29 protein-coding genes and 1 pseudogene are annotated in these 26,072 nt (G+C 64.8%); 12 read left to right on the top strand and 18 right to left on the bottom strand.

Translation table 11 applies throughout. The features are described from left to right. The first annotated feature begins 50 nt into the window (after positions 1-50). From IE158_RS03035 to IE158_RS03050, 4 genes are all read left to right on the top strand, one after another. Entirely contained in the window at positions 51-383 is a 333-nt protein-coding gene (locus IE158_RS03035) for a hypothetical protein (protein ID WP_189642205.1), read from the top strand. Between the two features lie 120 nt (positions 384-503). Continuing rightward, the gene (locus IE158_RS03040) at positions 504-926 is read left to right on the top strand and encodes a GNAT family N-acetyltransferase (RefSeq protein ID WP_229838860.1); all 423 of its coding nucleotides are present in this window, start codon (positions 504-506) and stop codon (positions 924-926) included. A gap of 45 nt (positions 927-971) precedes the next feature. After that, positions 972-2,015 (top strand): phosphoribosylformylglycinamidine cyclo-ligase, encoded by a 1,044-nt coding sequence (gene purM, locus IE158_RS03045; protein WP_189642206.1) that lies wholly within the window; start codon positions 972-974, stop codon positions 2,013-2,015. Further along, entirely contained in the window at positions 2,008-2,736 is a 729-nt protein-coding gene (locus IE158_RS03050) for a histidine phosphatase family protein (protein WP_189642207.1), read from the top strand. Before purM ends, IE158_RS03050 begins: the two co-directional genes overlap by 8 nt. Positions 2,737-2,834: 98 nt before the next feature. Here the strand turns inward: IE158_RS03050 and hpt are convergent, their stop codons facing one another. From hpt to IE158_RS03075, 5 genes are all read right to left on the bottom strand, one after another. Beyond that, a complete protein-coding gene (gene hpt, locus IE158_RS03055; RefSeq protein ID WP_189642208.1) occupies positions 2,835-3,377 on the bottom strand; it encodes a hypoxanthine phosphoribosyltransferase in 543 nt (180 codons plus the stop codon). 99 nt (positions 3,378-3,476) lie between these two features. Next, positions 3,477-5,420, bottom strand: coding sequence for an ATP-binding protein (locus IE158_RS03060; protein ID WP_189642209.1), 1,944 nt, complete (start codon positions 5,418-5,420; stop codon positions 3,477-3,479). An 86-nt stretch (positions 5,421-5,506) separates the two neighbouring features. Next, positions 5,507-6,028 carry a hypothetical protein gene (locus IE158_RS03065; RefSeq protein WP_189642210.1) on the bottom strand — a complete coding sequence of 174 codons (522 nt, stop codon included), beginning with the start codon at positions 6,026-6,028 and terminating at the stop codon, positions 5,507-5,509. Positions 6,029-6,109: 81 nt separating this feature from the next. Further along, positions 6,110-6,706, bottom strand: a complete 597-nt coding sequence (gene recR / locus IE158_RS03070) for a recombination mediator RecR (protein WP_189642211.1) — start codon at positions 6,704-6,706, stop codon at positions 6,110-6,112. Between the two features lie 150 nt (positions 6,707-6,856). Next, positions 6,857-7,147 carry a YbaB/EbfC family nucleoid-associated protein gene (locus IE158_RS03075; RefSeq protein WP_189642212.1) on the bottom strand — a complete coding sequence of 97 codons (291 nt, stop codon included), beginning with the start codon at positions 7,145-7,147 and terminating at the stop codon, positions 6,857-6,859. Between the two features lie 296 nt (positions 7,148-7,443). On the opposite strand from IE158_RS03075, the gene infC reads away from it, so the two are divergent. Next, complete coding sequence (gene infC / locus IE158_RS03080; RefSeq protein WP_189642292.1) at positions 7,444-8,112, top strand: translation initiation factor IF-3; 669 nt, start codon at positions 7,444-7,446, stop codon at positions 8,110-8,112. 125 nt (positions 8,113-8,237) lie between these two features. On the opposite strand, the gene IE158_RS03085 is transcribed toward infC, so the two are convergent. The 3 genes from IE158_RS03085 to prfA all read right to left on the bottom strand — a co-directional run bounded on the left by IE158_RS03085 (position 8,238) and on the right by prfA (position 10,906). Further along, on the bottom strand, positions 8,238-9,200 hold the full coding sequence (locus IE158_RS03085; protein ID WP_189642213.1) for an RluA family pseudouridine synthase: 963 nt from the start codon (positions 9,198-9,200) through the stop codon (positions 8,238-8,240). Positions 9,201-9,306: 106 nt separating this feature from the next. Then, entirely contained in the window at positions 9,307-9,795 is a 489-nt protein-coding gene (locus IE158_RS03090) for an NUDIX hydrolase (protein ID WP_189642214.1), read from the bottom strand. Continuing rightward, positions 9,782-10,906: a peptide chain release factor 1 gene (gene prfA / locus IE158_RS03095; RefSeq protein WP_189642215.1), complete on the bottom strand. Its 1,125-nt coding sequence runs from the start codon at positions 10,904-10,906 to the stop codon at positions 9,782-9,784. The genes IE158_RS03090 and prfA overlap by 14 nt, the downstream gene beginning before the upstream one ends. A 282-nt stretch (positions 10,907-11,188) precedes the next feature. Here prfA and IE158_RS03100 point away from each other — a divergent pair, with 282 nt between their 5' ends. The 3 genes from IE158_RS03100 to IE158_RS03110 all read left to right on the top strand — a co-directional run bounded on the left by IE158_RS03100 (position 11,189) and on the right by IE158_RS03110 (position 14,311). Then, the gene (locus tag IE158_RS03100; protein ID WP_189642216.1) at positions 11,189-11,587 is read left to right on the top strand and encodes a hypothetical protein; all 399 of its coding nucleotides are present in this window, start codon (positions 11,189-11,191) and stop codon (positions 11,585-11,587) included. A 228-nt stretch (positions 11,588-11,815) separates the two neighbouring features. Further along, entirely contained in the window at positions 11,816-12,850 is a 1,035-nt protein-coding gene (locus tag IE158_RS03105; protein WP_189642217.1) for a GNAT family N-acetyltransferase, read from the top strand. A gap of 36 nt (positions 12,851-12,886) precedes the next feature. Next, complete coding sequence (locus tag IE158_RS03110) at positions 12,887-14,311, top strand: glycoside hydrolase family 1 protein (protein ID WP_189642218.1); 1,425 nt, start codon at positions 12,887-12,889, stop codon at positions 14,309-14,311. Between the two features lie 73 nt (positions 14,312-14,384). Here the strand turns inward: IE158_RS03110 and IE158_RS03115 are convergent, their stop codons facing one another. Both IE158_RS03115 and IE158_RS03120 read right to left on the bottom strand, forming a co-directional pair. Next, positions 14,385-15,626 (bottom strand): cytochrome P450, encoded by a 1,242-nt coding sequence (locus tag IE158_RS03115; protein WP_189642219.1) that lies wholly within the window; start codon positions 15,624-15,626, stop codon positions 14,385-14,387. After that, entirely contained in the window at positions 15,623-16,093 is a 471-nt protein-coding gene (locus IE158_RS03120; protein ID WP_189642220.1) for a MarR family winged helix-turn-helix transcriptional regulator, read from the bottom strand. Before IE158_RS03120 ends, IE158_RS03115 begins: the two co-directional genes overlap by 4 nt. A gap of 113 nt (positions 16,094-16,206) precedes the next feature. Between IE158_RS03120 and msrP the strand changes: the two genes are divergently transcribed. Genes msrP through IE158_RS03135 form a run of 3 tightly spaced genes read left to right on the top strand, consistent with a single transcriptional unit; the run spans position 16,207 to position 18,427 of the window. Then, on the top strand, positions 16,207-17,160 hold the full coding sequence (gene msrP / locus IE158_RS03125; protein WP_189642221.1) for a protein-methionine-sulfoxide reductase catalytic subunit MsrP: 954 nt from the start codon (positions 16,207-16,209) through the stop codon (positions 17,158-17,160). Continuing rightward, positions 17,161-17,799 carry a protein-methionine-sulfoxide reductase heme-binding subunit MsrQ gene (msrQ, locus tag IE158_RS03130; RefSeq protein ID WP_189642222.1) on the top strand — a complete coding sequence of 213 codons (639 nt, stop codon included), beginning with the start codon at positions 17,161-17,163 and terminating at the stop codon, positions 17,797-17,799. Continuing rightward, a complete protein-coding gene (locus IE158_RS03135; protein WP_189642223.1) occupies positions 17,786-18,427 on the top strand; it encodes an SMI1/KNR4 family protein in 642 nt (213 codons plus the stop codon). The genes msrQ and IE158_RS03135 overlap by 14 nt, the downstream gene beginning before the upstream one ends. A gap of 4 nt (positions 18,428-18,431) precedes the next feature. On the opposite strand, the pseudogene IE158_RS13500 reads toward IE158_RS03135, so the two are convergent. From IE158_RS13500 to IE158_RS03155, 5 genes and pseudogenes are all read right to left on the bottom strand, one after another. Then, positions 18,432-18,794: pseudogene (locus IE158_RS13500) on the bottom strand (hypothetical protein). Between the two features lie 10 nt (positions 18,795-18,804). Further along, a complete protein-coding gene (locus IE158_RS13505; protein ID WP_229838861.1) occupies positions 18,805-19,458 on the bottom strand; it encodes an LD-carboxypeptidase in 654 nt (217 codons plus the stop codon). A 396-nt stretch (positions 19,459-19,854) separates the two neighbouring features. Continuing rightward, positions 19,855-20,856, bottom strand: a complete 1,002-nt coding sequence (locus IE158_RS03145) for an LLM class flavin-dependent oxidoreductase (RefSeq protein ID WP_189642224.1) — start codon at positions 20,854-20,856, stop codon at positions 19,855-19,857. A gap of 39 nt (positions 20,857-20,895) precedes the next feature. After that, a complete protein-coding gene (locus tag IE158_RS03150; RefSeq protein WP_189642225.1) occupies positions 20,896-21,630 on the bottom strand; it encodes an NADPH-dependent F420 reductase in 735 nt (244 codons plus the stop codon). After that, positions 21,627-22,229 carry a TetR/AcrR family transcriptional regulator gene (locus tag IE158_RS03155; RefSeq protein WP_189642226.1) on the bottom strand — a complete coding sequence of 201 codons (603 nt, stop codon included), beginning with the start codon at positions 22,227-22,229 and terminating at the stop codon, positions 21,627-21,629. The genes IE158_RS03150 and IE158_RS03155 overlap by 4 nt, the downstream gene beginning before the upstream one ends. A 57-nt stretch (positions 22,230-22,286) precedes the next feature. On the opposite strand from IE158_RS03155, the gene IE158_RS03160 reads away from it, so the two are divergent. Further along, the gene (locus IE158_RS03160; protein WP_189642227.1) at positions 22,287-23,636 is read left to right on the top strand and encodes an NtaA/DmoA family FMN-dependent monooxygenase; all 1,350 of its coding nucleotides are present in this window, start codon (positions 22,287-22,289) and stop codon (positions 23,634-23,636) included. A 15-nt stretch (positions 23,637-23,651) separates the two neighbouring features. Here IE158_RS03160 and IE158_RS03165 read toward each other — a convergent pair whose 3' ends face one another. The 3 genes from IE158_RS03165 to IE158_RS03175 are packed head-to-tail and all read right to left on the bottom strand — an operon-like array spanning position 23,652 to position 26,033. Then, positions 23,652-24,662, bottom strand: coding sequence for an NADP-dependent oxidoreductase (locus IE158_RS03165; RefSeq protein WP_189642228.1), 1,011 nt, complete (start codon positions 24,660-24,662; stop codon positions 23,652-23,654). Continuing rightward, complete coding sequence (locus tag IE158_RS03170) at positions 24,659-25,177, bottom strand: SRPBCC domain-containing protein (protein WP_189642229.1); 519 nt, start codon at positions 25,175-25,177, stop codon at positions 24,659-24,661. The genes IE158_RS03165 and IE158_RS03170 overlap by 4 nt, the downstream gene beginning before the upstream one ends. Before the next feature lies 1 nt (position 25,178). Next, positions 25,179-26,033: an alpha/beta fold hydrolase gene (locus IE158_RS03175; protein WP_189642230.1), complete on the bottom strand. Its 855-nt coding sequence runs from the start codon at positions 26,031-26,033 to the stop codon at positions 25,179-25,181. Positions 26,034-26,072: the final 39 nt, after the last annotated feature.

The raw sequence follows: 26,072 nt of genomic DNA on the forward strand, positions 1-26,072 counted from the left end.
ACACAAGACATTTCCGCCTGGATGACCCACGCCTATCCTGGAATATTCTTATGTCAAATGCTCTAGAACTCGGCTGGGACACAGTCAAGCATGTGATGGGCGGCCAGTTTATTCCGGCGCTGTGGTATGTGCGGCCCGGCCACACCGTCTTGGACATCGGTGGCACCCGCTGCCTGGAGAACCGTCACCTGTACCGGCTGTGTGCCGCCCACTCGGTGCAGTACAGCCGCGCCGAGCTGGTCGCGCTGGCAGAAGCCGCCCTGATAGACCACGACCAGGATTCGGTGCTTCACGTTGTGGCAACGGAGGCTGAGGTGCCCGCCCTACAGGCCCAGGGCTACGTGGTCAGCGCACAGGAGGTGTACTACGACGCGCTGCCCTGAATGGAGAAAGCCTGAATGCAGGTCAGTGCCATACTGCGCCCATGTCCCTCAGCGTTCAGCCCCTCACCGCTGCCGACGAAGCTGATCTGCTCGCCTTTGAGGGGGAGAACCGCTCCTTTTTTGCGCGCACCATTGGGGACCGGGGCGACGCTTTTTTTTGCCGAGTTTGCGCAGCGTCACCGTGCCCTGCTGGCTGAGCTGAAGCGCGGCGAAACACTGCCTTATCTGGTCCGGGACAGTGCAGGCAAGCTGGTGGGCCGGGTCAATTTCACGCGGGTTCAGGCAGGCCGCGCCGTGCTGGGTTACCGCTTTGCCGAGGAGGTGCCTGGGCGCGGCTACGCTACGCAGGCAGTTCGGCAGGCGCTGGCTTTGGCCCGTGCGGCAGGTATCCGTGAGGTAGAAGCTGTCGCCGCGCTGGACAACCCCGCTTCAGCGCGGGTGCTGGAAAAGCTGAGCTTTCAGGCCGTGCCGGGTGGTCTGGAAGAAGTGGAGCGAGGTGGGCAGCCAGTCACGGTACAGCGGTTTCGCCAGCAGCTCAGTTGAAGGGGCAGGCCCACTAGGTTTATCCATCCTTTATGCTGTAGGCCAATGGATGCCAGAGACGAGCAGAAAAGCGCTTACGCCCGCGCCGGCGTGGATATTGACGCCGGCCACCGCGCCGTAGAACTGATGAAGGACGCTGTAGCCCGCACCCATACGCCTGCCGTGCTGGGCGGCATCGGCGGATTCGGTGGCCTGTTCAGCCTCAGCGGTCTGAAGGACATGGCAGACCCGGTGCTGGTGGCGAGCACCGATGGCGTAGGCACCAAGACCAAGGTGGCGGTGAGGACCGGGCGCTTTGGGGGGCTGGGCCAGGACATTGTCAACCACTGCGTGAATGACATTTTGGTGCAGGGGGCGCGCCCACTGTTCTTTCTGGACTACGTGGCGATGGGCCAGCTTTCGCCGGAGCGGGTGGCCGAAGTCGTGACGGGTGCGGCCCAGGCCTGCGAGGCGCTCGGTGTGGCCCTGCTGGGCGGCGAAACGGCCGAAATGCCCGGTGTCTACGTGGAAGGCGAGCTGGATATCGTGGGCACCATCGTGGGTGCGGTGGACCGCCCGCGCCTGATTGACGGGCAGCGGATCGAGGCAGGCGACGCGGTGATCGCGCTCCCCAGCAGTGGGCTGCATACCAACGGCTACTCGCTGGCCCGCATGGCGTTGGATGACCTGGACTGGCAGGAAGCCAGGGACGACCTGAACGGCGAACGCCTCGAAGACCTGCTCACTGTGCCCCACCGCGCTTACCTGGGGGCTTTTGACGCGCTGGAGGCGGCGGGCGTGGACGTTCGCGGCATGGGCCACATCACGGGCGGCGGCCTGGTGGACAACCCACCCCGCGTCTTCCCTGAGGGCATCGGTATGCAGGTGGACCTGAGCAGCTGGACCGTGCCGCCCGTCTTTGAACTGATTGTACAGCGCTCTGAGGTGGACCGACAGGAAGCGTTCCGGGCGCTGAATATGGGCGTGGGCTTCCTGTTTATCGTGCCAGCCGCCCACCGAGAATCCGCGCTGTCGGCCCTGCGTGGGGCGGGCGAGCAGCCCTGGGTGATTGGTGAAATGGTGAAGGGACAGGGCGGCAGCCTTGGCTAAGGCAGAGCAACCGCGCCGCGCCCCTTTTGGCTTTCAGTTGCCTGGGGGCGGCGCATCCGCCGAATTCTGGGTGGTGCGGCACGCTGAAAGCAGCTGGAACGCGTCAGGCCGCTATCAGGGCCAGACCGATGTGCCGCTGAGTCCTCTGGGTGAGCAGCAGGTGGCCTCACTGGCCGGGCGGCTGGCTGGACAGCCTTTTGCAGCGGTGTATTCCAGTGATCTGGAGCGGGCCCGCCTGACCGCTGAGGGCCTGGCAGCGGTCCTGGAAGGCACGCCAGCCGTGCAGCTGGAGCCGGGGCTGCGCGAGATTCAGGTGGGCGAGCTGGCGGGCCTGACGTCTGGGGAAATCGCGCAGCGCTTCCCTGAGTATCTGGAGGCGCTGCACCGCGACCCCTGGGACACGCCCCGGCCCGGTGGCGAGAGCATGCATGACCTGTTCAGCCGCAGCCGCCTGGTATTTGACACGCTGCGCGAGCGGCACGCGGGCCAGCGGGTGCTGGTGGTGACCCACGGCGGTCTGGTGCGGGTGGCCGTGGGCCTGGCGCTGGGCGAGGAAGCAGGCCGCCAGGTCTGGTCGCGCCTGTCGGTGGCCAACGCTTCTTTGACCCGCGTGATGCTGGGCGCGGAGCATGGCACCTTGCTGGGCTTCAATGACGACGCCCACCTTGAAGGGCTGCTGGAAACCTGGGAGAGCCGTGGCCCGGCGGGTCCCGTGACCTGAGTCCTGTGGCCTAATCATCTGTGGCCTGATCAATAGGAAAGCCCCGCCATTCCGTGTCGGCGGGGCTGATGCGTAGGGCTTAAAGGCTGAGGACAGCTTTACTCGTCGCCGGACGGTTCTTCCGAAGTGATAAAGGGCAGATTGCGGTCCAGTTGGGCGCGGTCCAGACCAAAGCCGTAGACGTAAGCGTTGGGAATGGTAAAGCCGAGATAGTCGATGGTGATTTCGACCTTGCGGCGCGAGGGCTTGGACAGCAGCGAGGCGATGCGCAGCGATGAAGGATGGCGGCCCTCCAGGTAGCTCATCAGGTAGCTGAGGGTCAGGCCCGTATCTACGATGTCCTCCACCACAATCACGTCCCGGTCCTTGATAGGGAATTGCAGGTCCTTGACCAGTTTGACCTCGCCGGTGGATTCCTGGCCGCCGCCGTAAGAGCTGGCCTGCAAAAAGTCCACCGTGACCGGCATCTGAATGGCACGGACCAGGTCGGCAAAAAAGGGAAATGCGCCGTTGAGGACGCAAATCAGGTGCGGGACGCTTCCCACGTGGTCAGCTTCGATCTTGCGCGCCAGTTCCTGAATACGGGCCTGAATTTCTTCGGCAGTGATTTGAACGGGCCCTTGCCCCGGCTGATGAGTCATGGCGACAGATTAACACCCAGTCAGCTGGCACACAGAAGACTGACACAGAGGCCCCCTTCAGGCGTTCTGGTGAGTCTTCTGTGCTGCGGGCCGGTGGCGCTACTCCCCGCGCCTGGGCAGCTGATAAGCGGCGCTGCGCCCCCCACCGGTCCGGGCCAGGTGCCCGCTTTGGACCAGGCCGCGCAGCACCCGCCAGGCTTGCGGCTGCGTCAGGCCGCAGGCTTCCCGCAGGTCGGCGTTGCAGACGCTGCCCCGCTCACGGGCCAGGGCCAGGGCGATGGCGCGGATTTCGGCGCGGCTGGGGCCGTGCAGGTGGGCCGCCTCGGCTGCCGGCAGGTCGGTGAGGTCAGGGTGCGGCGGTTGAGCGGCAGGAGCGGCGGTGGACGGAGCGGGCTGGCTGGGAACTGGCTGGCTGGGAAATGGCTGCTCGGGAATTGGCTGATGGGGAGCCGCTGCGGCAGATACAGCCGGCACCTGCTGGCTCTGAAGCGCCGTGGTGGGCACTGATTTGCCCCAGCCGCCTGCCCAAAAGTTGGGCGCGCCACGCTCTGCCAAGGCCGCAGCCGGCGCAGGCACAGGCGCAGCCACTGGAGCCTGCATGGCCTGGCGCAGATTGGCCCGCTGAAGCGCTTCACGGGCCTCAGCGCCCAGCAGGTAAGCGATACCCCGGCCGACGCCTGCTCGCTCAATCAGCCCGATGTCTTCCATCTGGCGCAGTAGCCGGGGCGTGCGGTCTTCGGCCAGTTGTAGGGCGCGGGCCAGCGCCGCGCGGGTGGCTTCGCCCTCGCGGGCCAGCACGCTCAGCACAATCAGCATGTCCAGCGACAAGGTTTGCAGTTCTTCTTGCTTGCGGGCCACAAAGCGCACGAACTCGGCGTCAAACCCCATCGAGTGCAGGCTCAGCTCCACCGCGTCGGGGTAGGTGGTGAACTCGGGCGGTTCTTTGCCGTGGCGCAGCATCAGGCCAAACATCTTGTCTACGCCCACACCGGCTTGCTCAATCAGTCCCAGGCGAGCCAGCACCTCGGCCAGCAGGGGATTGCGGCGCTTGGGCTGGTGCCGCAGGATGTTGCCCGGTGTGATACCGCCCGGCAGCCCACCGGGGTTGAGGATATCCAGCCGGTTGGGGTACAGATGCACGTGCACGGCGTCGCGTGACTGATAGTCGCGGTGGGTCAGGGCGTTGAGCAGGGCCTCGCGGTATACAGTTTCGTCCTGCTCCCAGACCTCGATCCGGAACAGCCCCACCTGCACCGGCGTAAAGCGGTTGCGGGCCTGAATCAGCTCGGCCAGACGGCTGAGCGTGGCGGGGATGGGCCGCACCAGGTCTTCGCGGAAGTGAAATTCCACATCCAACGTCTGGTGATGATAGAAGCACACTTCGGCCTGCGGAATGTGGGCCCGGATGGCTGCTGGGGTTCCGGCCAGCAAGATGGCCGCCAGGTTGGGGCGCAGGGCTCCGCCGCTGGGGGAGAGCAGGCCCAGCTCCCGCAGAAAATCAATGTCGGGCAGCCCAGCGATAGGCGCGGCCCGCTGCCCCCCGCTGCGCTCGGCGAACAGGCGCAGGCGGCCCACCTCGGCGGTATCCAGGTCGGCCAGCGAGGCGTCGGGGGGAATGGTGGCGGTGTAGTCCACGTCCGCCACCGGCTCGGCTTCGGTCTGCGACACCGGCACCAGATGCTGTCCGTTCCAGGCCAGCACGGCGCCGCCGGGGTCCGACAGCACATAGGGCGCACGCGGCACGAATACAGACAGCACTTCGCGCCCGCCCGGCTGGCGGTGGCTCTGGACATTGACACTCAGCCGCCCGCCCGACAGCTCGAAGATGGCGTGGGTCAGCATCAGCGGGTGCAGGTCCTGCACGCCGTCATCTTCGCCGGCTCCCACCAGAATGGTGCCCCCCCGTGCGTTGGCCAGCCCGATGGCGTAGCGGGCCAGTTCATCCGGCAGGACTGCGGCACTCAGGTGAATGCATTCTGGTCCTGGCGGGGGTACGGCTCCCAGGGGAGACAAGGAAGAAGGGGGGGAAACGGCGTCTGTCACTCGGCCCAGTGTAGCCCCTGACGCGCTGGTGCGGGCGCGGGGAAGGCTTAGGACAGAACTGAGCTGGCAAGTGCTGAACTGCTGACCTAGTAGGCGGCCACCGGCTCCAAGATGGCCTGCTCCAGTCGCTGGGCCGCCACACTGCGTTCCTTGAGGCTAGAGCGGTGGCTGCGGACCAGGTCAGTCAGGGCCAGCAGGCGGTGCAGCTCCGGGTCACGCTGGGCCGCGGTGACTGCTTCGGGGCAAAGTGGCGTGAGGGGGAACCCCTCCGACTCGCCCCCTGCGTACGGCCAGACCAGCGGGGCCGTCTCCACACACGGCAAGGACACGGCCCCGCAGCCGGTGGCGACGCCGCAGACCAGCTGATCCCCTTGCTGCGGTGCAGGCAGGAAATAGGGCACACCCTTGACCAGCACATTGACCAGCGCGGCCCGGACGGGCGACCAAGTGCCGGGACGCAGCAAGCGGGCGTCGGTCAGGTGCTCGTAGGCTTGCTGCACCTGAGATTGGCTGAGGCCCAGCGGCTTGCCGAGCAGGGTGTGCGAGTGGGTCGGTGCGTCATGTTGCAGAAGTTTGAGGGCCACGAGGAGGTCTTGGGCGCTTAACATGCGCTTAATCTAGGAGTCAGTTGTCAGCGCCTTGCCAGCAGTCGGCGTGGAACTGTTCACCGGGTGAGGCTGGTTTCTCGCTCAGCTGCGAATCTTCTGGCGGCCCAGCAGGGCGCGGCCCAAGGTTACTTCGTCGGCGTATTCCAGGGCCGAGCCCACCTGCAGGCCATAGGCGATGCGGCTGACCTCTGCGCCTAGCGGCTCCAACAGACGCTGCAAATACAGCGCGGTGGCGTCGCCTTCCACGGTGGTCCCGGTGGCCAAGATCACTTCCAGACCTTCGCGGGCGCGGGGCAGCAGCTCCTTGATATGCAGCTGCTCAGGGCCTACGCCGTTCATGGGGCTTAGGACGCCGTGTAGGACGTGGTACAGGCCCTGATATTCGCCGCTGCGCTCCAGGGCGATGACGTCACCCGGTTCTTCTACCACACAGATCAGATTCTGGTCGCGGGCAGGGTCGCTGCACACGTCGCACAGCTCGGCGTCGGTGATGTTGAAGCATACCGGGCAGGTGTGCAGCTCGGATTTGGCCGCCAGTAGGGCCGCTGATAGCCGCTCAATGTCCTCGCTGGGCTGCTCGAACAGGTGGAAGGCCAGTCGCTGGGCGCTCTTGGGGCCGATGCCGGGGAGGCGCGACAGTTCACGGATCAGGGCGACCAGACTGGGGGGATATTTCACCGCAACAGCGTAGCGTCTGGGGCGCGGCGCGATTGTTGGCCAGTGCGGGGAAGTTTGGCCAGTGTGGGGAAGTTGGGCCGTGGCGTCCTCCCACAAAAAAGCCCCCACCCGGGCGGTAGGGGCTTGAGGGAGCCTGAGCAGAGGCAGGCGTCAGAAGCCAGGGATAGACAGGCCGCGTGTGGCTTCCTGCTGCAAGTCGTCTACCTGCCCAGCCGCGTCCTGAATGGCGGCCAGAATCAGGTCCTCAAGCGCTTCGACATCGTCGCCGTCCACGGCTTTGGGGTCAATCTTGAGGCTCTGAACTTTGCCGTGGCCGTTCATGGTCACGCGGACCAGGCCGCTGGCGGTGCCTTCAACCGTCTTGCCCGCCAGGTCTTCTTGGATGCGGTTGGCGGCGCTCTGGGCTTGCTGCATTTGCTTCATCAGACGTTTCATGTCCATGCGCAGCAGTTTAGAGCAGTTCTCAGCACGGACGCGGCACAAGACCGCCCTGAAGCCCAGAGCCCGGACCAAAGCAGCCATGCCGGAGTGGCCGGGCAAGAACCGGGCTGCAAAGAGGCCGTGCTAAACTGAGCTCCGTTTGGTTCCTCTGACTGGCAGCAGGGACCGTGTGGCAACCGGGCCACAGGGATTTGAAGAAGGCCGTACTGGCCAAAAAGAGACAATAGCCGCTGCTCCCGCGCCCAGTGCCAAAGAGCGTAGTGCCAAAGCGCACAGTGCGGAAGTGGCGTGCGGAGGTGATAGCTATAGCGAAAGATCATAAGGTCAACGAGCAGATTAGAGTCCGTCAGATTCGCCTGATTGGGGCGGATGGAGAGCAGGTCGGAATCATCGATACCAGAGACGCCCTAAGAATGGCGCGCGAAAAGAATCTGGATTTGGTGATGGTCAGCCCGCAGGCTGTGCCGCCGGTCTGCAAACTGCTCGACTATGGCCGCTTCCGCTACGAGCAGCAGCAGAACGAGAAGGAAAACCGCAAGCGGGCCCGTACCCAAGAAGTCAAGTCCATCAAGTACCGCGTCAAGATTGACGACAACGACTTCAAGACCAAGACCAATCATGTCCGCCGCTTTCTGGAAGCTGGTCACAAGGTCAAGGTCACGATCATGTTCCGTGGCCGTGAGCGCACCCACCCTGAGCTGGGCGAGCGCATCTTGGTGCGGGTGGCCGAAACCCTGCAAGACATCGGCACCCCCGAGAGCCGCCCCAGCATGATGGGCATGGACATGAACATGGTCATGGCTCCCAAGCCCGGCGCGGTCAAGAAGAATGTCAAGGTGGAGGACATCGAAGCGCAGAATGCCGCCGAAGATGCTGCAGCTGCCGCAGCTGAGGCCGTTGAGGCCGCTGCCCCGGCCAGTGAGGCAGCCGAGTCTGCTGAGCCCGCCGAGCAGCCCAGCGCCTGACTTTAGGACGCCGGGGATAGTGCCCTAAAAGAAAAGAAGAGTGCCCCAAGAAGAGCCGCTCCATTGGAGCGGTTTTTTCATTGTTCCTGCGGGTAAGGGCACAGTTTAGTTATGCCAGCGCACGGTCATTCCAGCTCATGCAGCTCGGCGGGCAGCGTGCCGCCTACGGCCACCCAGGCTTCCAGCAGGTCGTCCGGTGGGGGGGCCAGCAGGTGCAGCGGCTGCTGTGTGAGGGGATGTGGCACAGTCAACTGCCAGGCATGCAGTGCCTGACGGGGCATGGTTTCACTGGGGCGGCCATAGACTGTGTCGCCCAGAATCGGACTGCCCAGGTGCGCCAGATGTACCCGAATCTGGTGGGTGCGCCCGGTACGCGGCTCACAGCGGACCAGGGCCAGCGTGCGCCCGTGCCCATCCGGATGTGCGGCGAGTGGAATGAAACGGGTCTGCGCTTCACGGGGATGTGCGCCGCCCACGGTCATCTTTTGGCGCTGCACCGGGTGGCGGCCCACTGGGGCGTCCACACTCGCCGGTCCCGCCGCTTTCCACTCGCCAGCCGCAATCGCCAGATAGACCTTCTGCGTCTCGCGGGCCTTGAAGCTGCCGCTCAAAGCCGCGTGGGCCTGCACCGTTTTGGCAACCACGATGACGCCGCTGGTGTCCTTGTCCAGCCGGTGCACGATGCCGGGGCGGTAGCCTGCTGGGCTGTCGTGGTCCTCTTGCTGCGGCAGCGTCATGCGGCCCAGCAGGGCATTGACCAACGTGCCGCTCACCAGGCCAGGGGCCGGGTGCGTGACCATGCCGGGCGGCTTATTGACCGCAATCAGGTGGTCATCCTCAAACAAGATGTCCAGTGGGAGGTTTTCTGGCGCTACGGTCAGTTCGGCGGGCGGCGGAGGCGAGACGGTAAGAGTTTCGCCCCCGCGCAGCCGGTGGCTTGCTTTGGTCACGGCCCGGCCCTCCACTTGGACCAGGCCAGCCGCAATCCAGCCCGCCACCTGCGAACGGCTCTGGCCGGTCAGCTCGGCGGCGGCGGCGTCCAGGCGGCCAGGAGGGGCTTCGTAGGTGGTGGAGTCGGGTGGAGTCAAGGGGGTCTTTTCCTTTGGCACGTGGCGAGAAGAGGTGGGCTGTCTGCTGCCTTGGGCGCTCGCTGTGGCTTCCGCGCAGCCGCCAGAAGCGAACCTCAGCCCAGGCTCAGCCTCTGAGGGCCGGAATGCGTAGCCCGCCGCGTCCGTCCCAGCCCTTGAAGGCATAGAAGCGGCCCGGTTCGCCGGTGCGCAGGTAGTCCAGCAGGGGTTCACGCATAGGGGGCGAGTCCAGCCGCTCGCTGGCATCTTCCGGAGTACAGAAGCGGGCCTCGGTGATAAAGCCGTCGGGGTCGCTGGGGTTGAGCAGACCCTCCCAGGTGGCCTCGAACGCCACGGCAATGGCCCGCTCGCCCCGGCGCTCATCCTCGATGTGAACGGTGTACACCATGTGCTGAATTCCGGTCAGCTTGAGGCCGGTTTCTTCCCAGATTTCGCGGTACAGCGCTTCGAGCAGCGTCTCGCCTGGCTCAACCACGCCGCCCGGCAGGGTATAGCGGACCCGGCCCTGACCCTGCCAGTCGTTGCCGACCAGCAGCACCCGGCCAAAGCGGTCACGCAGAATCCCAGCGGCCACCAGCAGGTCACGCCGAGGCACGCTGGGCGCTCCCATCTGCCCCGGCGTCGGCGTCGGCCAGTTCCAGCAGTTGCCGCTCACGTTCGCTGCGGGCCAGAGCGCCCACCAGGTCTTCCAGGCGGCCACCGATGACCGTTTCTAGCGGGAAATTCTTGGTGTCACCTTCCAGGCGGTGGTCGGTCACGCGGTTCTGGGGGTAGTTGTAGGTGCGGACCTTTTCGCTGCGGTCCCCGCTGCCGATCTGGCTGGAGCGGGCTTCGCGCTCGCTGGCCTGCTGCCGCTCGCGCTCACGCTCGGCCAGGCGCGAAGCCAGAATCATCAGGGCTTTTTCGCGGTTTTTGATTTGGCTGCGGCCATCTTGGCAGACCACCATGATCTCGTCGGGGGTTCCGGCGCGGTAGGTGGCCCGCACAGCGCTGTCGGTGGTGTTCACGCTCTGGCCGCCTGCGCCCTGCGAGCGGAACACATCAATGCGCACTTCGCTCAGGTCCAGCTGCACCTCGCTCTGCTCCACCTGAGGCAAGACCGCCACCGTCACGGTGCTGGTGTGGATGCGGCCCTGGGATTCGGTGGCTGGGACGCGCTGCACCCGGTGGACTCCGCTTTCCCACTTGAAGGTGCGGTAAGCGTAGTCGCCCGTTACCTCGCAGACCACTTTGGCAAAGCCGCCCAGATCGCTTTCATTGCTGTCCAGCACTTCTAGGCGCAGGCCCGCTGCCTCGGCGTAGCGCGAGTACATCCGCAGCAGGTCGGCGGCGAACAGGGCCGCTTCGGCTCCGCCCGCGCCCGAGCGAATTTCGAGGATGGCGTCGTTCGGGTCGAGTGGGTCGGTGGGCAGCAGCAGGAGTTCCAGCTCGCCTTTCAGCTCGCCCAGGCGCGTGTCAATGCGCTCCAGCTCGGCCTGCGCTATCTCACGCAGTTCGGGGTCGGCCAGCAGCTCGCGGCTGCCTTCTTGCTCGGCGGTTAGGGCTTCGTACTCACGGTAAAGGTTCACCAGCGGCGAAAGTTCGCGGTGACGGCGGGTCAGCCGGGCATATTCGCGCCCACCTTCTGCCAGCACCGCCGGGTCACCCAGCGCACGCTCGACCATTCCAAATTCACTGACCAGCTCGGACAGGCGTGGGCTTAACATCCTGGCCCCCAGTCGTCTGGCTCGCGCTCGGGGCCAGCGCCCAAGAATTGTTGAGAGAAGTACACAGCTTGCATGAGAGACAGTGTACCGGCTGGACGGATGAGGAACGGGGAGGCAGGCTGGATTGCGCTGGCTGGAGCGACGTCCCCTTGATTTCTCTCTCTGCCTACCGTACGGTAAGTAAGAACACCGGCTTAGACTTCTGCTTCGGCTGCCGCAGCGGCCATTCCAGGCCAGCCAGTAACGGTCAGACCAGCCGGTAACGATAGGAGGAAAGAACATATGGACGAATTCATCATTCAACCGGCGCTGCATCAAGCGGTAGGTGGCGTGACCTTGCTCGTGGCCCTGGTCACGGCACTGCTGACCCTGCTGGGTGCCCGGCGCGGCCAATTGACCCCGGCAGCGGCGGCCTCGATGATTGCGCTGCAAGTGGCGCTGCTGGTTCAGGCGCTGATTGGGATCAAGCTGCTGGACCAGGGCATGGGCGTGCTGCAAAAATATGTCCACTACCTCGGTGGCGTGGGCGCGGTGGGCCTGCTGATGCTGTTTTATTGGCTGCCTCACCGCTCGGAAGCGTCCCGCGCCAGGATGGCAGCGGGCCTGACCGCCGCTTCACTGGCGTTCACGGCCATGACCTTTTTTATTGGCAACTACTATGTGAACAGCTTGCAGGGCTAGGTTTGCAGGCTTAGGCATAGGCTGCTAGATTGCGGCTCATGTGGGCCTGACTGCACCCCAATGCGGTCAAATCACGGCCCTGATTTCAGAGGTGACGTATGGACGACAACATTCAAACTACTGTCCGCGCCACCCGACCTGACGGCCTGAACTGACTTGGCCTGTCAGACAAATGCAGAGGGTGGCACATCGCGCCGCCCTTTTTCTATTTGTCTGGAGGCAGACTGTATGTCTACCCAATTTTTTGCCGCCGTCATCACGCCCGATACCGTCACGCCCACGCAGCGCCTGAGTGTGGGTCAGCTCATCAGCGAACGCTACCGCCGCAGCTGGCCCACCGAGCCGCCGCTCGCGCCCGCCGCCGAAGCCGAGAATCTGTTTGCGGGGCCGCAGAGCGAGTGGCGCGTGAACTGGGCCGTCTTTGATGACGCCAGCGGCGAAACTGCCCTGGCCTGGGCGCAGCTGACCGGCAGCCATAAACACAACACCCACTGGGTCGCTCTCTACTTGCTCACCCACCCCAGCGCTGAGGACGCGGGGCACGGCCCAGCGCTGCGGGCGGCGCTCTGGCCGCTTGCCAGAGCGGAGGCTCAGGCGCGGGGCGTCAGCGTCATTGGGTCGTGGGGCGTGGACCGCTATCCAGGCCACGTGCAGTTTCTGCGGGGCGCTGGATTCCGCCAGACCTTGAGCAACGCTGCGGTGCGCCTGGACCTGCGCGCCGTGCCGGACACACTGCTGGGGGCCTGGACCGCCCGCCCTGACTCTGTTTCTGGCGCTGATCCGTACCGCCTGCACCGCTGGACCCGCGTGCCGGACGAGTACCTGGAGCGCATGGCCGACCTGCAAGCGGTCATCAACGATATGCCCAGGGGTGACTCGGAACAGGGCGAGCTGGTCTACACCCCGCAGCACATCCGCGAGCGTGAGGCGCAGGTGGCGCTGGACGGCGAAATCCGCTTTCTGGTGGCGGCAGAGGACACGCGCACAGGGGAGCTGGTCGCCTACAGCGAAACCTACTGGGGGCCAGACCGCGCCGCGCTGGTGTATCAGGGAGCCACCGCTGTGCGCCGGGGCAACCGGGGCCAGGGCCTGGGCCGCTGGGTCAAGGCCGACATGGTGCGTTGGCTACAGGCAGCGGCTCCGGGTGCTGAGCACATCAGAACCAATGTGGCCGAGGAAAACGCTGCGATGAATGCGCTCAACGCGGCGCTGGGATTTCAGCCCTACGCGGTGACGTCCGAGTGGGAGGTGCGGCTCAGGTAAAGCCCGCGCCCGGTGCCATGGCCGCATACTGAGGCCATGACAAACTCATTTCCAAAAGGGTTTTTGTGGGGCGGTGCCGTGGCGGCCAATCAGGTGGAAGGGGCCTGGAACGAGGACGGCAAAGGCCCCAGCACCGCCGATGTGGCCACTGCCGGCAGCCGCGAGGTACCCCGCGAGTACACCGACGGGGTGCAGCCGGGGCGCTTTTATCCTTCGCATGAAGCGGTGGACTTCTACCACCGCTACCGCGAGGACATCGCCCTGTTTGCTGAGATGGGGTTCCGGGCTTTCCGCACCTCGGTGAACTGGAGCCGCATTTTCCCGAATGGGGACGAAGCAGAGCCGAACGCTGCGGGGCTGGACTTCTATGACCGCCTCGTGGACGAACTGCTGGCGCATGACATCCGCCCGGTGCTCACCCTGTCGCACTATGAAGTGCCTTACGGCCTAGTCGAGCGGTACGGTTCGTGGCGGGACCGGCGAATGGTGGAGTTCTTTGCCCGCTACAGCGAAAGCGTACTGGCCCGGCTGGGTGACCGCGTGGACCACTGGCTGACCTTCAACGAAATCAATGCGATTACCCTGTTCCCGTTCGTACCGGCGGGCCTGCGCTTTGCTGAGGGCGAGAACCGGGACGCCGTGATTTATCAAGCGGCGCACCATCAGCTGCTGGCCTCGGCGCGGGCAGTGGAGCTGGCGCGGCAGTATTCGCCGGGGTCGCAGGTGGGCATGATGATGCTGTATCCCACGACGTATGCCCAGACCTGCCACCCGCAGGACGCGCTGGAGCGGGTGCAGATGATGCGCCCCCACTGGCTGTTTCCGGAAGTGCAGGTGCATGGCCGCTACCCCAGCTGGGCGGAGGCGTTTTTGCGCGGCAAGGGCGTGACGCTTGACCTTCAGCCAGGTGACGCCGAGCTGCTGGCGCGGGGCACGGTGGACTACATCGGTATCAGTTACTACATGTCGGTGGTCGCCAGTCACCAAGACGGCGGGGAAATCTCGCACGGCAACATTGCGGGCGGCTTCCGCAATCCGTACCTGGCCGAGTCCGACTGGGGCTGGCAGATTGACCCGCTGGGCCTCAGACTGGCGCTCAACGAACTGAATGACCGCTACCACAAGCCCATCTTCGTGGTGGAAAACGGGCTGGGGGCCTACGACGAACTGACCGCCGACGGGCGCGTCCATGACCCTTACCGCAGCGAGTATCTGGCCGCCCACCTGCGCCAGATTCACGCCGCCATGACCGAGGACGGGGTAGAGGTGATGGGCTTTACGCCCTGGGGCTGCCTCGACTGCGTGAGTATGTCCACCGGGCAAATGAGCAAGCGCTACGGCCTGATTTATGTGGACCGTGACGACGCCGGGCAGGGCAGCCTGCGCCGCATCCGCAAAGATTCCTTTGAGTGGTACCGCGAGGTCATCGCCACGGGCGGAGCGAGCGTGCTGAAGGACTAAAGCAGGAAACGCAGCGCTCTAACAGGCTGCGTTTCCTCTGCCTGTCATCTGGGGATGCGCCTGAGCCTGGCCCTCAGTTGGCGGCTGCCGGTGTTGCAACTTTGCTGCCGAAACGGACCCGCAGCCCACGCAGCTCGTAGCCTTTGACCACTTCATTGTAGCTCAGGTTGGGGCTGCGTTTCAGTTCCAAGTCACGCCACATCAGCAACCGGCGCAGGAAGGCGTCGCTCTCACGGATGGCCAGGAAAGCGCCGGGGCAGCGGTGGTGCCCGTCTCCGAAGCTCAGCACTGGGGGCTGCACGCCGCGTGGCAGTGGACGGTGGGGGCACAGGTCCCCGGCATCCTCGCCGACCACGCGCCCGTCCAGGTTCGCCTGCTGCACGTTCAGCGCCACCAACGAGCCAGCGGGAATGTTGACGCCGCCCACCTCAATGTCGTTCTGTACCCGGCGAAACAGCTGGGTGACCACCGGCTCCAGGCGCAGGATTTCGTACAAGATGGCCGTCCGGTCTTGCTCAGGCGAATGCAGGTATTCGCTGCGCAGCTCGGGGTTTTGCAGGAAATGCCAGGCCGCCGACGAGATGAATTCGCGGGTGGTGACCATGCCAGCAGTGCCGTAGGTGAGGCATTCGGTCAGGATTTCCAGGTCGCTGTAGCCGCGTTCCAGCAGGTATGAAATCAGGTCGTCCTTGGGTGCTTTGCGGCGCTTGGCGATGGCGGGCTTGACATCCAGAAAGAAGAAATTGAGGGTGTGGGCCTGCATCAATATGGTCTTGGCAGCGGGCATGGGCGGGGCAGCAGGGTTGCTGTCGCCGCCGCCGTCCACAAAATGCATGATGCGGGTCTCCATGCCTGGCAGGGCCGAGTCGGTCAGGCCGATGACCTGCGCGGCCACCTGCACCGCCAGCCGCAGCGAAAGGTCATCCAGATTCATCTCGCCCCGCTGCCACAGCTCGGCAATCAGGTCGTCGGCCAGGCGGGCAATAAACGGCTGGTACTCGGCCACATGCTTGGGGGTGAAATAGCGGGCCGTAGAGCGCCGCATTTCGTGGTGGGGTTCGCCCTCAGCAAACAGCACCGGTGGGCGGCCCAGTACTCCGCCCGCTTTGCCAGCATTCTCGGCCATGAATCCAGCCTGCGCCACGTCGTCCGAGCGCAGAATCTGGCGCGAGAGTTCAAAAGAACCGATGTGATAGACGCCGTCACTGCCCTGGACCATGTCCTGGCCGGGCTCGGGCAGCAGGGTGCTGCGGTGGGTGAGGGAGCGGGTGGGGGTGTCCCCGTGAAAAGGGCAGCCGGAAGGGGGGGTGGTCATGCGGGGTCTCCTGAAGGTGGGACAGAGGAAGGCGGGGTTGGATGCAGGGCACTCAGGGCGCGGCTGACAGTGAGGATGTCCGGCAAGTCCGGCTGGGCAGAAAGCCTGGCGATGGACTGGCCGACGAACTCCAGCACGGTGGCCTGGGCCTGCGCCTGCGATGCCTGCCCCGCTGCGGTGAGTTGCAGGGTCGTGCGGCGGGCGTCTTGGGCGTCGGGCTGCCGGGTCAGCAATCCGGCCTCTTCCAGCCGCGCCAGCGTCCGGCTGATGTCGTAGCGCGGCACGCCCAGGGCTTCGGCCAGCGCACTGGGCTGCTGGGTGCCGCCCTGGACGTAACACAGCACGATAAATTCGCGCAGGCTGAGGCTGTGGCGCTCACGCAGCAGGCCTTCGCCAGCGCGGGTCAGGCCCTGCCAGACATCCCACAGGCTCATCAGAAACTGCAGGGCGGGGGGGGTGGAGTTCATTGATTGCATTATGCAACCAAACCATGACAGGAGTGTGACCGGAGTTTCACCGCGCGGCCCAAAGGTGCTGCGGCTCCCGGCACCCCGCCCGGCGGTTCGGGAATACTGCGCCTATGTCTTCCACGCGGCGCGAATTCCTGAAATACGGTGCCCAGTTCATTGGCACGGCGGCGGCGTTTGGCGGAGGGCTGACCTTGCTGACCCGGCGGGCCGCGCCTGCCCAGGAGCTGTCCGCGTCTGGCCTGGCCGCAGAAGTGCCGCCCCACCAGACCGACGAGCTAGGCGGACTGGTCACGCCATTCGCCCTGGCGACCTCTTATAACAACTTCTACGAGCTGGGCTGGGGCAAGGGCGACCCGGCGCGGCAGGCCGAGTTGCTGCGCCGCTATATCGCGGCCCAGGAGCCCTGGACCGTAACCTTTGGCGGCGAAGTGGAGCGGCCCGGCACCTACGACCTCGCCGCGCTGCTGGGCTGGACGGACGAGCAGGAGCGGACCTACCGCCTGCGCTGCGTGGAAGCCTGGAGCATGGTGCTGCCCTGGCGCGGGCTGCCGCTGGGCGAACTTCTCAGGCGAGTGGGCTACACCTCGCAGGCGCGGTATGTGCAGTTCACCTCCGTCTTTGCGCCGGATGCCCTGCCGGGCCAGCGTTCCAGCACGTTGGACTGGCCCTATGTAGAAGGTCTGCGGCTGGACGAAGCCCTCCACCCACTCACCCTGCTGGCAACGGGGCTGCATGGCGAGGCGCTGCCCGCCCAGAATGGTGCGCCCCTGCGGCTGGTGGTGCCCTGGAAATACGGCTTCAAGTCGGCCAAGAGCGTCACGCACATCACGCTGACCCGCGAGCAGCCAGCCACCACCTGGAGTGTGGCCGCACCCCGCGAGTACGGTTTTTATGCCAACGTGAACCCGCAGGTGGACCACCCGCGCTGGTCGCAGGCCAGTGAGCGGCGGCTGGACGGCACTGGCGGCCTGTTGGCAGAGCGCCGCGAAACCTTGATGTTCAACGGCTACGCGGACGAGGTGTCCGGTCTGTACACGGGCCAGGATTTGCGGAGGGACTTTTAAATGTCGGCTGTGACGCCCCCACGCTCCGCTACAGGCTCCGGGCCGCTCCCCTGGCTGAAGCCAGCAGTGTGGCTGGGCGGCCTGTCACCGCTGGCTGTGATGGCGCTGGACGCCTGGGCCGGGGCGCTGGGAGCCCATCCGCTGGAGCGCCTGCTGCTGCAAACTGGCCTGCTGGCCCTGCTGACTCTTATTTTGTCGCTGCTGTGTACCCCACTGCGCCAGTGGACCGGCTGGACCTGGCCCGCCCGCATTCGCCGCGAGCTGGGGCTGCTGGCCTTCGGGTACGCCTGCGCCCACCTGCTGCTGTATCTGCTGGACCAGGGCGGACTGGGCGGTCTGCCCGCCGACATTGCCGAGCGGCCCTTTATTACGGTGGGCCTGCTGGCACTGGCGCTGCTGCTTCCGGCGGCGCTCACCAGCGGCAAAGGCAGCGTGCGGCGGCTGGGTTTTGCGCGCTGGCAGCGGCTACACCGGTTGGTCTACCCGGCGGCGGCCCTGGGAGCGCTGCACTTTTACTGGGGTGTGAAGGGCGACAAGGCGGAGCCGCTGCTGTACGCCGGGGCGCTGGCGGTGCTGCTGGGCTGGCGGGTGTGGCGGAGCCGCTTCGGTGGCCGGAGGGTAAAACGTGACTCTAAGTGATGACCTCGCTTATCTGGAAAGTTGGATGCAGCAGCACACGCCGCTGGCCCATGCAGGCCTGTTCCCCCCACTCTCTGGCGCGGAATTGATCAGGCTGCGCGGGCAGTTGCTGCGCGCCGGATATGCTGCGCCGGATGACGTTCTGACGCTGTACAGCTGGCATGGCGGCTCGGAAGCGCCGCTGTTCGGGCTGGAATGGTCAGAGCCTGGAATGCCTACGCAGGGGATAGAGGAAGATGTTCCCTTCGCCGCTTCGCACCCGCCGGGCCATATCCGCGAAACTTTTGCACCACCAGGGTACTGGGGTTTTCTGCACGACAGCGGCGGCAATTTTGTAGCACTGGACCTAACACCCGGTCCAGCAGGCCAAACAGGGCAGGTGATAACGACGGGCCAGGACGAGCATCACCGCTTCGTGCTGGCGGCCAGCGTGGGCGAGTTTGTGCGGATGTATGTGGAGCGGCTGCGGGCCGGGGCCTACGCCATCAGGCCGCCGGAGGGAAGCAGCTTGGGCGAGCGGGTCTGCCTGTTGGACGGTGCCGGGCAGCCGGTCGAGGACTACCACTATCTGGCGGACCTGTTTCCTGGCTTTGGCGCGTCGCCTGCCGTCTACGCCGACCTTGGCTGACCCTTCACGGCCACACCGTTACCGTGCCTGTCCCGCCATCTAGCCGCACCCGTGCCCCCAGCGGAAGCGTCAGCTGCGGCGAGGTGTGCCCGAAGTCCACATTGGTGACCACCGGCAGGTCTTCGCGGCCCGCTTCTTTCAGCACGCGCCGCACTCAGCCATGCAGGTCCTGCACTATCTGCGGCGTGTAGTCGCGGGGCCGGGCCAGCATCAGTCCGCTTAGCTCCTGCAAGACGCCTTTGGCAGCCCAGTTCCGCAGCCAGTAGCCCACCTGTGAAGGGGCAGGTACGTCGTTGCTGGTTTCCAGCGCCATCACCGCGCCGCGCCAGAGGGGGAGCGGCAACTCGCCGGGCGTGCCGCTGAGCATGTCCAGAATCTCAATGCAGCCGCCCAGAAGGTGCCCTTCGCTGCTGCCGGGTTGCAGCCAGGTCCAGCCGTCCCCAGGTTGGAACTCGCGCCTTATACCCTGCGCGGCTTCGTCCTGCCAATCTTGCGGGGCTTGGGTCCACTCGGGCGCGGGAGAGAGGGAATAGGGGTTCAGCGCCGAACGCCTGCTGGATGCTTTGCACGGTAAACGGGTGCATTCCGCCGTCCTCGGCCAGGTCGGTCAGCACGGCGGGACCGTGGTAAGCCATCACGCCTGCTTTCAGGAATTGTGTCAGCGTGACGGTGGCGTCGGAGTAGCCCATAAAGGCCTTGGGGTGCTGCCGGAGCAGCTCACGGTCAAGGAGGGGCAGCAGCCGGATAGAATCGTCTCCGCCGATGACACTCACCATGCCGTCTATATCGGGATTTTCCAGCGCCCAGTGCAGGTCGTCGGCGCGGGCCTGGGGATTGGCGTACAGGTACTCCGGTCCCCGGAAGGCATTCGGCGCGGCCACGATCGCCCAGCCCAGCGACTTGGCGGCCTGGCGCACGCCCGCTGCGTAGCGGTGCGGCACCTCGGTCACGAAGCCGGCGCTCAGGCTGAGGGCGGCCACGCGGGAGCCGCTGACGAGGGGCCTGGGGCGGATGAAGTGCGGTGTCTCCATGCGTCAGGGTAGCGGGGTTCCGCCAGGGGCTGATAGGCAAAATGGCGGAGGTCGCTTGCTGTCTTCTATCAGAATCGGGGCAGATTGTGGCCATGACTGCGTTTAGCGGTGGTGGCCTTTCTGCTTTCCGTTCGTGACTCTGGGCCGTAAGCCTGCTGCGCCGCCTGCCCGGTCCACTCCGAGCGAGCTATTGCTGCGTGCCTTGCCGGCTGGGGACGTCATTTTCCCGAATGTGCGCCTCAATGACCTCTTCCGCATTCAGGCCAATGGCCAAAGACCCCGCAAAGATGACGGAACAGCGGCGGCAAGGGGTGCAGGCCCACGAATTTAGCAGTGTGCACTTACGCTGCTATCAATAAGCTGGAGGATGAACGGTCTACGCTGGGTTGACCTCAATTAACCAGGGTGTGGAGCAAGCAATTCCAGCGTGCGGCGCTGATGCTCCTCGCTGGGAGCAAGGTTGACCAGAATCAGTTCGTCCGCCTGTACCTCCTCTACAAAAGCAGCGAGGCGGTCAGTCACTTCAGCCTGCGTACCGACGAAGGTGCGTTCAAGCATCCGCAGAATCTGCTGTGCCTGGGGGTGCTGGCGCACCGCCACCAGGTCCTCAGGGCTAAAAGGCCGACGACTCCCACGGTTCAGGAAAGCGTCCAGCCATCCGTCCTCGGCGCGGCGGCGCTGCTCATGGGCGGTTGCGGCATCATCAGCGGCAATCACATTGGCAGCAGCAATAAAATGGGGTTTTGCAGCTGGGCCTGCCAGCGGGCCGCTGGGGTCGAAAGTCTCGCGGTAAATTTGCGCCGCTTCATTGAGCGCCGCAGGAGCAAAGTGCGAGGCGAAGGCGTAGGGCAACCCAAACTGTGCCGCCAGTTGTGCGCCGAACAGCGAGGAACCGAGAATGTACAGCGGCACATGGGTTCCTGCCCCTGGATAAGCATTCACACCTGCAACACGGGTCTGATCACTGAGATAAGCATGCAGTTCCAGCACATCCGAAGGGAAACGCTCGGCCTCATGCCCGTCGCGGCGCAGCGCCCGCATGGTCTGGCCGTCAGTGCCCGGAGCGCGGCCCAGTCCCAGGTCAATGCGGCCTGGGTACAGTGTTTCCAGCGTGCCGAACTGCTCGGCAATCACCAGTGGCGAATGGTTGGGCAGCATAATGCCGCCAGCTCCCAGACGCAGATTCTGGGTTTGGCCTGCCACATGTCCAATCACCAGTGCGGTGGCCGAGGAAGCAATGTTGGGTGCGTTGTGGTGTTCGGCAAACCATAGGCGGTGGTAGCCCAGCCCGTCAGCAGTCTGGGCCAGCCGCACGCTGCGGGCAATGCCTTCGGCGACGGACTCGCCTCTATTCACGCGGCTAAGGTCAAGAAGAGAGAGGGGAACGGAAACAGGCATAGGTCTTTTCTCCTGGATGTTGGGGGCCGCTCCGGCACTTCAGGCCGAGGCGGCGCGGTTGTTCTGCACGATTTCATCGTGGGTGGGCGTACGGCCCAGCACCATCAGGTGTTCCATCGCCGAGTCGCGGTTGAGCGGGGCACGCTGCTGGTCGGCTGCCGCGAGGGCAGTCCGCAGCTGTGGCAACGTCAACTCGGTGCAGTAGGCTGGCGTGCCGGGTTGCTGCCGCCAGGACTCGGTCAGAGGGCCAGCGTCTAGTGCGTCGAAACCGCTGTCGTGTACGAGTTGCGCCGCAATCTGCTTGCCCCCGGCATCATCTCCCGCGACGGGCAGGGCAATGCGTTCTGCTACTCCAGCAGGTTTGCCCCGGTTGCGCAAAGTCTCGGCCAGCACCGCATTCCACGCCTTGACGACTGGGCGGCCCAGTTGCTCACTCACCCAAAGGCTTTCTGGCTGACCCGCTTCCAGTTCCGGCAGCTCACCATCCCGGAACGGGTAATAGTTGGTCGTATCAATCAGCACGGTACTTTTGGGGACATGGCTGAGCAACTCGGCCAGCTGCGGAACATTCGCCAGTGGCACCGCGATGATGATGACCTCTACATCTTTGACCGCGTCTGTCTGGTCAGCAGCCGTCACGCCGATGCGGGCGGCGAGGTCGCGTAGGGAAGCTGCTCCTCTGGAATTTGCTAGTTTGACGCTATGCCCCTGAGCGGCCAGCTTCTGTGCCAGGGTTCCGCCAATATTGCCTGCTCCAAGTATGCCGATGTTCATGCTGTTTCTCCTGTAGTCCGTGTCGGCTGCTGATAGCCCTCGGCCATCAGGCGGCGTAGGCCCGCCAGAGAAGTGCCTTCCGTCCTATCCGCGCCTCTGACCCAGGCCACGGCGGCCACTCCCAGAAACAGGTCACGGCCTGTAAGGTCAGACCGGGCGTGTCCAGACTGCTGCGCGGCGCCGAGAAATTGCCCTGTGGTGTCTATCAGTTCGGTGCAGGGCCGGGTCAACGGGTTATCTGACTCGCTGGCCCGCGCCGCAGCCATCAGCGGTTCAGGCAGGCCGCTGAACGAACCCAGGTAATCCTCCAGGGCACTCAACCAGGTCTGAAGAGCCTCCAGAGGAGCTTCCAGTTGCTCAGCAGCCGTCTGGCGCTGAGCGAGTTCTTCTGAGCGGGTCTGTAGCACGGCGGCCAGCAGAGCCTCCCGAGTCGGGAAGTGGCGGTAGAGCGTGCCTGGGCCAATGCTTGCTTCCCTGGCAATGGCGTCAAGAGAGGTGTTCACCCCATGCTGCAAAAAGTGGCGCTGGGCCGTTTCCAGAATCAGGGCGCGGTTCCGCAGAACGTCAGCCCGGGGCTTACGCGTCGCTTCAGTGGTCAATGTCGTTCCTCCTTAGACTGTCTTGCAAAGTGGAGACTTCCTCCGTATCATCTTACCATGAACCGGAGAGATACTCCAGATAAGCAGATGATACTCGGGATGCACTTCGGCAACGGCTACGGCTCACAGCCGCACGCCTGGCGGATGCCGGGAGTGCCCAGGGGTGGAGCCACCGACTTTGATGCCCAGGTGCGCTACGCCCAGGCCGCCGAGCGGGGCAAGTTCGATTTCCTGTTCCTGCCCGACTTCCTGGGGCTGGACACTGACATTTCCCACCACCCTTCCATGCTGACGCTGGAGCCGCTGCTCACGCTGGCAGCGGTGGCGCGTGGGACTGAGCGCATCGGTCTGGTGACTACGGCGTCTACCACTTTCAACGAGCCGTACAACCTCGCCCGCATGTTCAAAACCCTGGACGTGATGAGCCACGGACGGATGGGCTGGAACGTGGTGCCGACTTCCGACCCCACCAGCGCGGCCAACTTCGGCAAAGCGCCCATGCAGCGCCAGGAAAAGTACGAACGCCTGCATGAAATGGTGCAGCTCGTACAGTCGCTGTGGGGCAGCTGGGGCGAGGACGCCTGGATTCATGACCCCGCAAGTGGCCGCTACGCCGACGCATCTAAGATTCAGCCCGTCAACTTGCAGGGCCGCCATGTGGCGACGCGGGGGCCGCTGCCCATTCCGCCTTCGGAGCAGGGACAGCCGGTCATCTTTCAGGCGGGCGGGGGAGACTACGGCCTGCAAGTGGCGGGGCAGTATGCCAGCGGCGTCATCGGCGCGACCTTCAGCATCGACGACGCCCGCGCCCAGCGGACAGCGCTGCGCCGCGCTGCTCAGGCGGCGGGACGCGACCCCGACGAAATCAAATTCTTCGCTGGCGTGATGCCCGCCCTGGGCGCGACCAAGCGTGAGGCGATTGACCGCCGCTTGCAACTGGGCCAGGACATCTTCCCCTCCCGCGTCCCTTACCTGGGGCAAATGCTGGGGTTGCGGCTTTCTGAAAGTCGCCTGGAAGAGCCATTGACTGAGCAGGAATTGCAAATGGCGCGGGCCAACCCGGGCGACCCCCGTTCCGCCACGGCGCTCAAGGTCGCCCGCGAAGGCTGGACGATTCGGGAAATCTTGGCGCACGGCGTCATCGACTACCATCCCACGCCCGTCGGCCCCGCCGAAGTGACCGCCGACCACATGCAGGAATGGTTCGAGGCAGGCGCGGTGGACGGCTTCTGGGTGTCTATCGACGTGTTCGAGGATGGTATAGACGCCTTCGTCGACGGCGTGATTCCGATTTTGCAGGAGCGTGGTCTGTTTCACACCGACTACGAGGGCACCACCCTGCGCGACCATCTGGGGGTGCCGCACCAGTACGGGCTGGATGCGCGGCTCGCTGGCGCTGAGGGGTGACTCTCAAAAGTTTCTCTATTCGTCCCGCATCTGGATGACGACTTTGCCCTTGGCCTTGCCGGATTCGGCATAAGCCAGGGCCTGCGCGGTCTGCTCAAACGGAAAAATGCGGTCTAGGTGTGGCCTGAGCGTGCCATTTTCCAGCAGGGGGGTCAGGCTTTCCAGCCTCCCGCCATCGGTGTGCATGAACCAGTAGCGGTAGTGGGCCTGCGCTTTTCTGGCCGCGGCGTTGGGTTTGGCCGACAGTGCCATAAACACAGGCCACAGCAAGGGGCTGAGTCCCCGTGATTTGGCCGTTTGTACATCCGGCCCATCCGAGATAGAGACCACCGTCGCCCCAGGGTTGACGGTCTGGAAACTCCGCAGCAGGTTCTCCATGCCGATGCCGTCCAGCACCGCGTCCATGCCGCGCACCACGTCCTCGAACTTCTGGGTGCGGTAATCCACCACGGTTTCGGCTCCCAGACCCTTCACGAAGTCGGTGTCCTTGCCGCTGACGGTGGTCGCCACCCGCAGGCCGAGGTGACGGGCCACCTGAATCGCCATGCTGCCCACCGCTCCAGCGCCACCGTGAATCAGCACCGATTGACCCGCCCTGAGCGGTGCGGCTTCGGTCAGGACTTGATGGGCGGTCAGCAGCACCATCGGCAGGGAAGCGGCTTCAGCGTGGGTCAGATTGGTCGGCTTGTGGGCCACGGCAGCTTCCGCCGTCACGATTTCCTGTGCAAACGTGCCGATTCGGTCATCCTGCACGCGGGAATACACGGCGTCTCCGACCTTGAAGCGGGTGACCTCGCGGCCCACCTCGCTGACCACGCCGGAGCAGTCGTTGCCCAGAATCAGCGGGAATGTGTAGGGCAGGATGACCTTCAGCGCCCCACTGCGAATACGCCAGTCCAGCGGGTTGACGCTGGCCGCGTGAATCTGAATCCGAACGTCCTTGGGGCCGAGCGGCGCAGGTGGGAACTCGCCCCACTCCATAACCTCGGGGCCGCCGTATTTGCTGATGTAAAACGCTTTGTTCATGCTTGCTCCTCTGCGTGTGGGCTGGCCGTGCGTTCGCTGCGGCGCTTGATGGCCTGATTCAATGTCTCGAAGGCGGGCAGCAGTTGACGGGTCAAGAGGGGACGCAGCAAGGGAGCGAGTGCGCCCTTGTAGTCCTCGCCGTGATGGAGCACAGTTTGGCCTCCGTACGTCGTGCTGAGCAGGAAAAAATGGTCGATGTCGAGCAGTCCCGGTAAGGGCAGGCCGCCCTGCCAGCGCAGTTCAAACCCCGGCTCGGCTTGCATCACGTTGGCCCTGAGCCGGATGCTTTGCCCTGCCGAGGGCTGAAGCACAAAGCGGATTGGCTCGCCGGGACGCAATGGGCCCGTCAATTCGGTGATGAGTGGATTCCACCCGGGATAGCTGGCGGTGTCGGTCAGCACAGCCCACACTTCTTCATGGGAAGCGGCGATGGTGGTGTCGGTGCGGAGAGTGAAGCGCTGGCGGGTGGCCCATGCGAGTCCGGCGATGCCGAATAGAAAGGTTCTTTTCTTCATCTCAGCGCCCCAGAAACTCGGCGGCGATGGGGGCAAACTCCGCGTGATACTGGAAGATGCCGCCGTGTCCTGAATTGGGGTAAATGATGAGTTCACTGCCCCGGATGCGCCGGTGGAGGTCATGCGAAAGCGCCGTGGGCACCATCCGGTCATGGTCGCCATTGGCAATCAGGGTGGGTTGAGTGAGTTTGGACAGGTCGGCGGGGGCTGAACGTCCGTACCTCTGAATCGCCTTCAGCTGGGTTTGGAACCCTTTGACACTCATGGCCTTGTCGCGGTCAGTCTGACGCTCCTGAAGCCGCCCAATGAAGGCCCGGCCCGCTGCCCGGCCAACCGCGTCACGATTGAAAAACAGGTATTCCTTCGGGTCGCAGCGCCCTGCGCCAGCCCGCAGCATGTCCCAGTAGGTTGTCATCACTACCTTGTCAATGTCCCGTCCGCCGCGTGGCCCCGTGCCCGTCAGCACCATCTTCCGCACCAGCTCGGGGTGCTTGACCACCAAGTCCTGGGCAATGAATCCGCCCATGGAAAAGGTGAAAAGGTCGACTTTTTCAAAGCCGAGGGCCTGGATGAAGGTGTAAGCGTCGTCGGCCATCGCCTCGATGCTGCCCGGCACTTCGCCACTGGCTGAGCCGACCCCACGCTGATTGAAGGTGATGACGTGGCGAGTTCGGGCAATCGCGTCGACAATGCGCGGATCCCAGTTGTCCAGCGTGGCCGCCAGATGGACAAAAAAGACGACGGGAAGGCCGCCCCGTGGCCCCAGTTCACGGTAAGTGTAGGCAACGCCCCCTGCGCTGAGGGTCTTGGTCGGCGCTAGGGCGTAAGAAGTGTTGATGGGGAGGGGATTGGTCATGGTAGTAGGGGTTCTCCTGGGCAGGAGGAGTGGCCTGCT

The organism is Deinococcus piscis (assembly GCF_014653275.1).
Lineage (GTDB): Bacteria > Deinococcota > Deinococci > Deinococcales > Deinococcaceae > Deinococcus > Deinococcus piscis.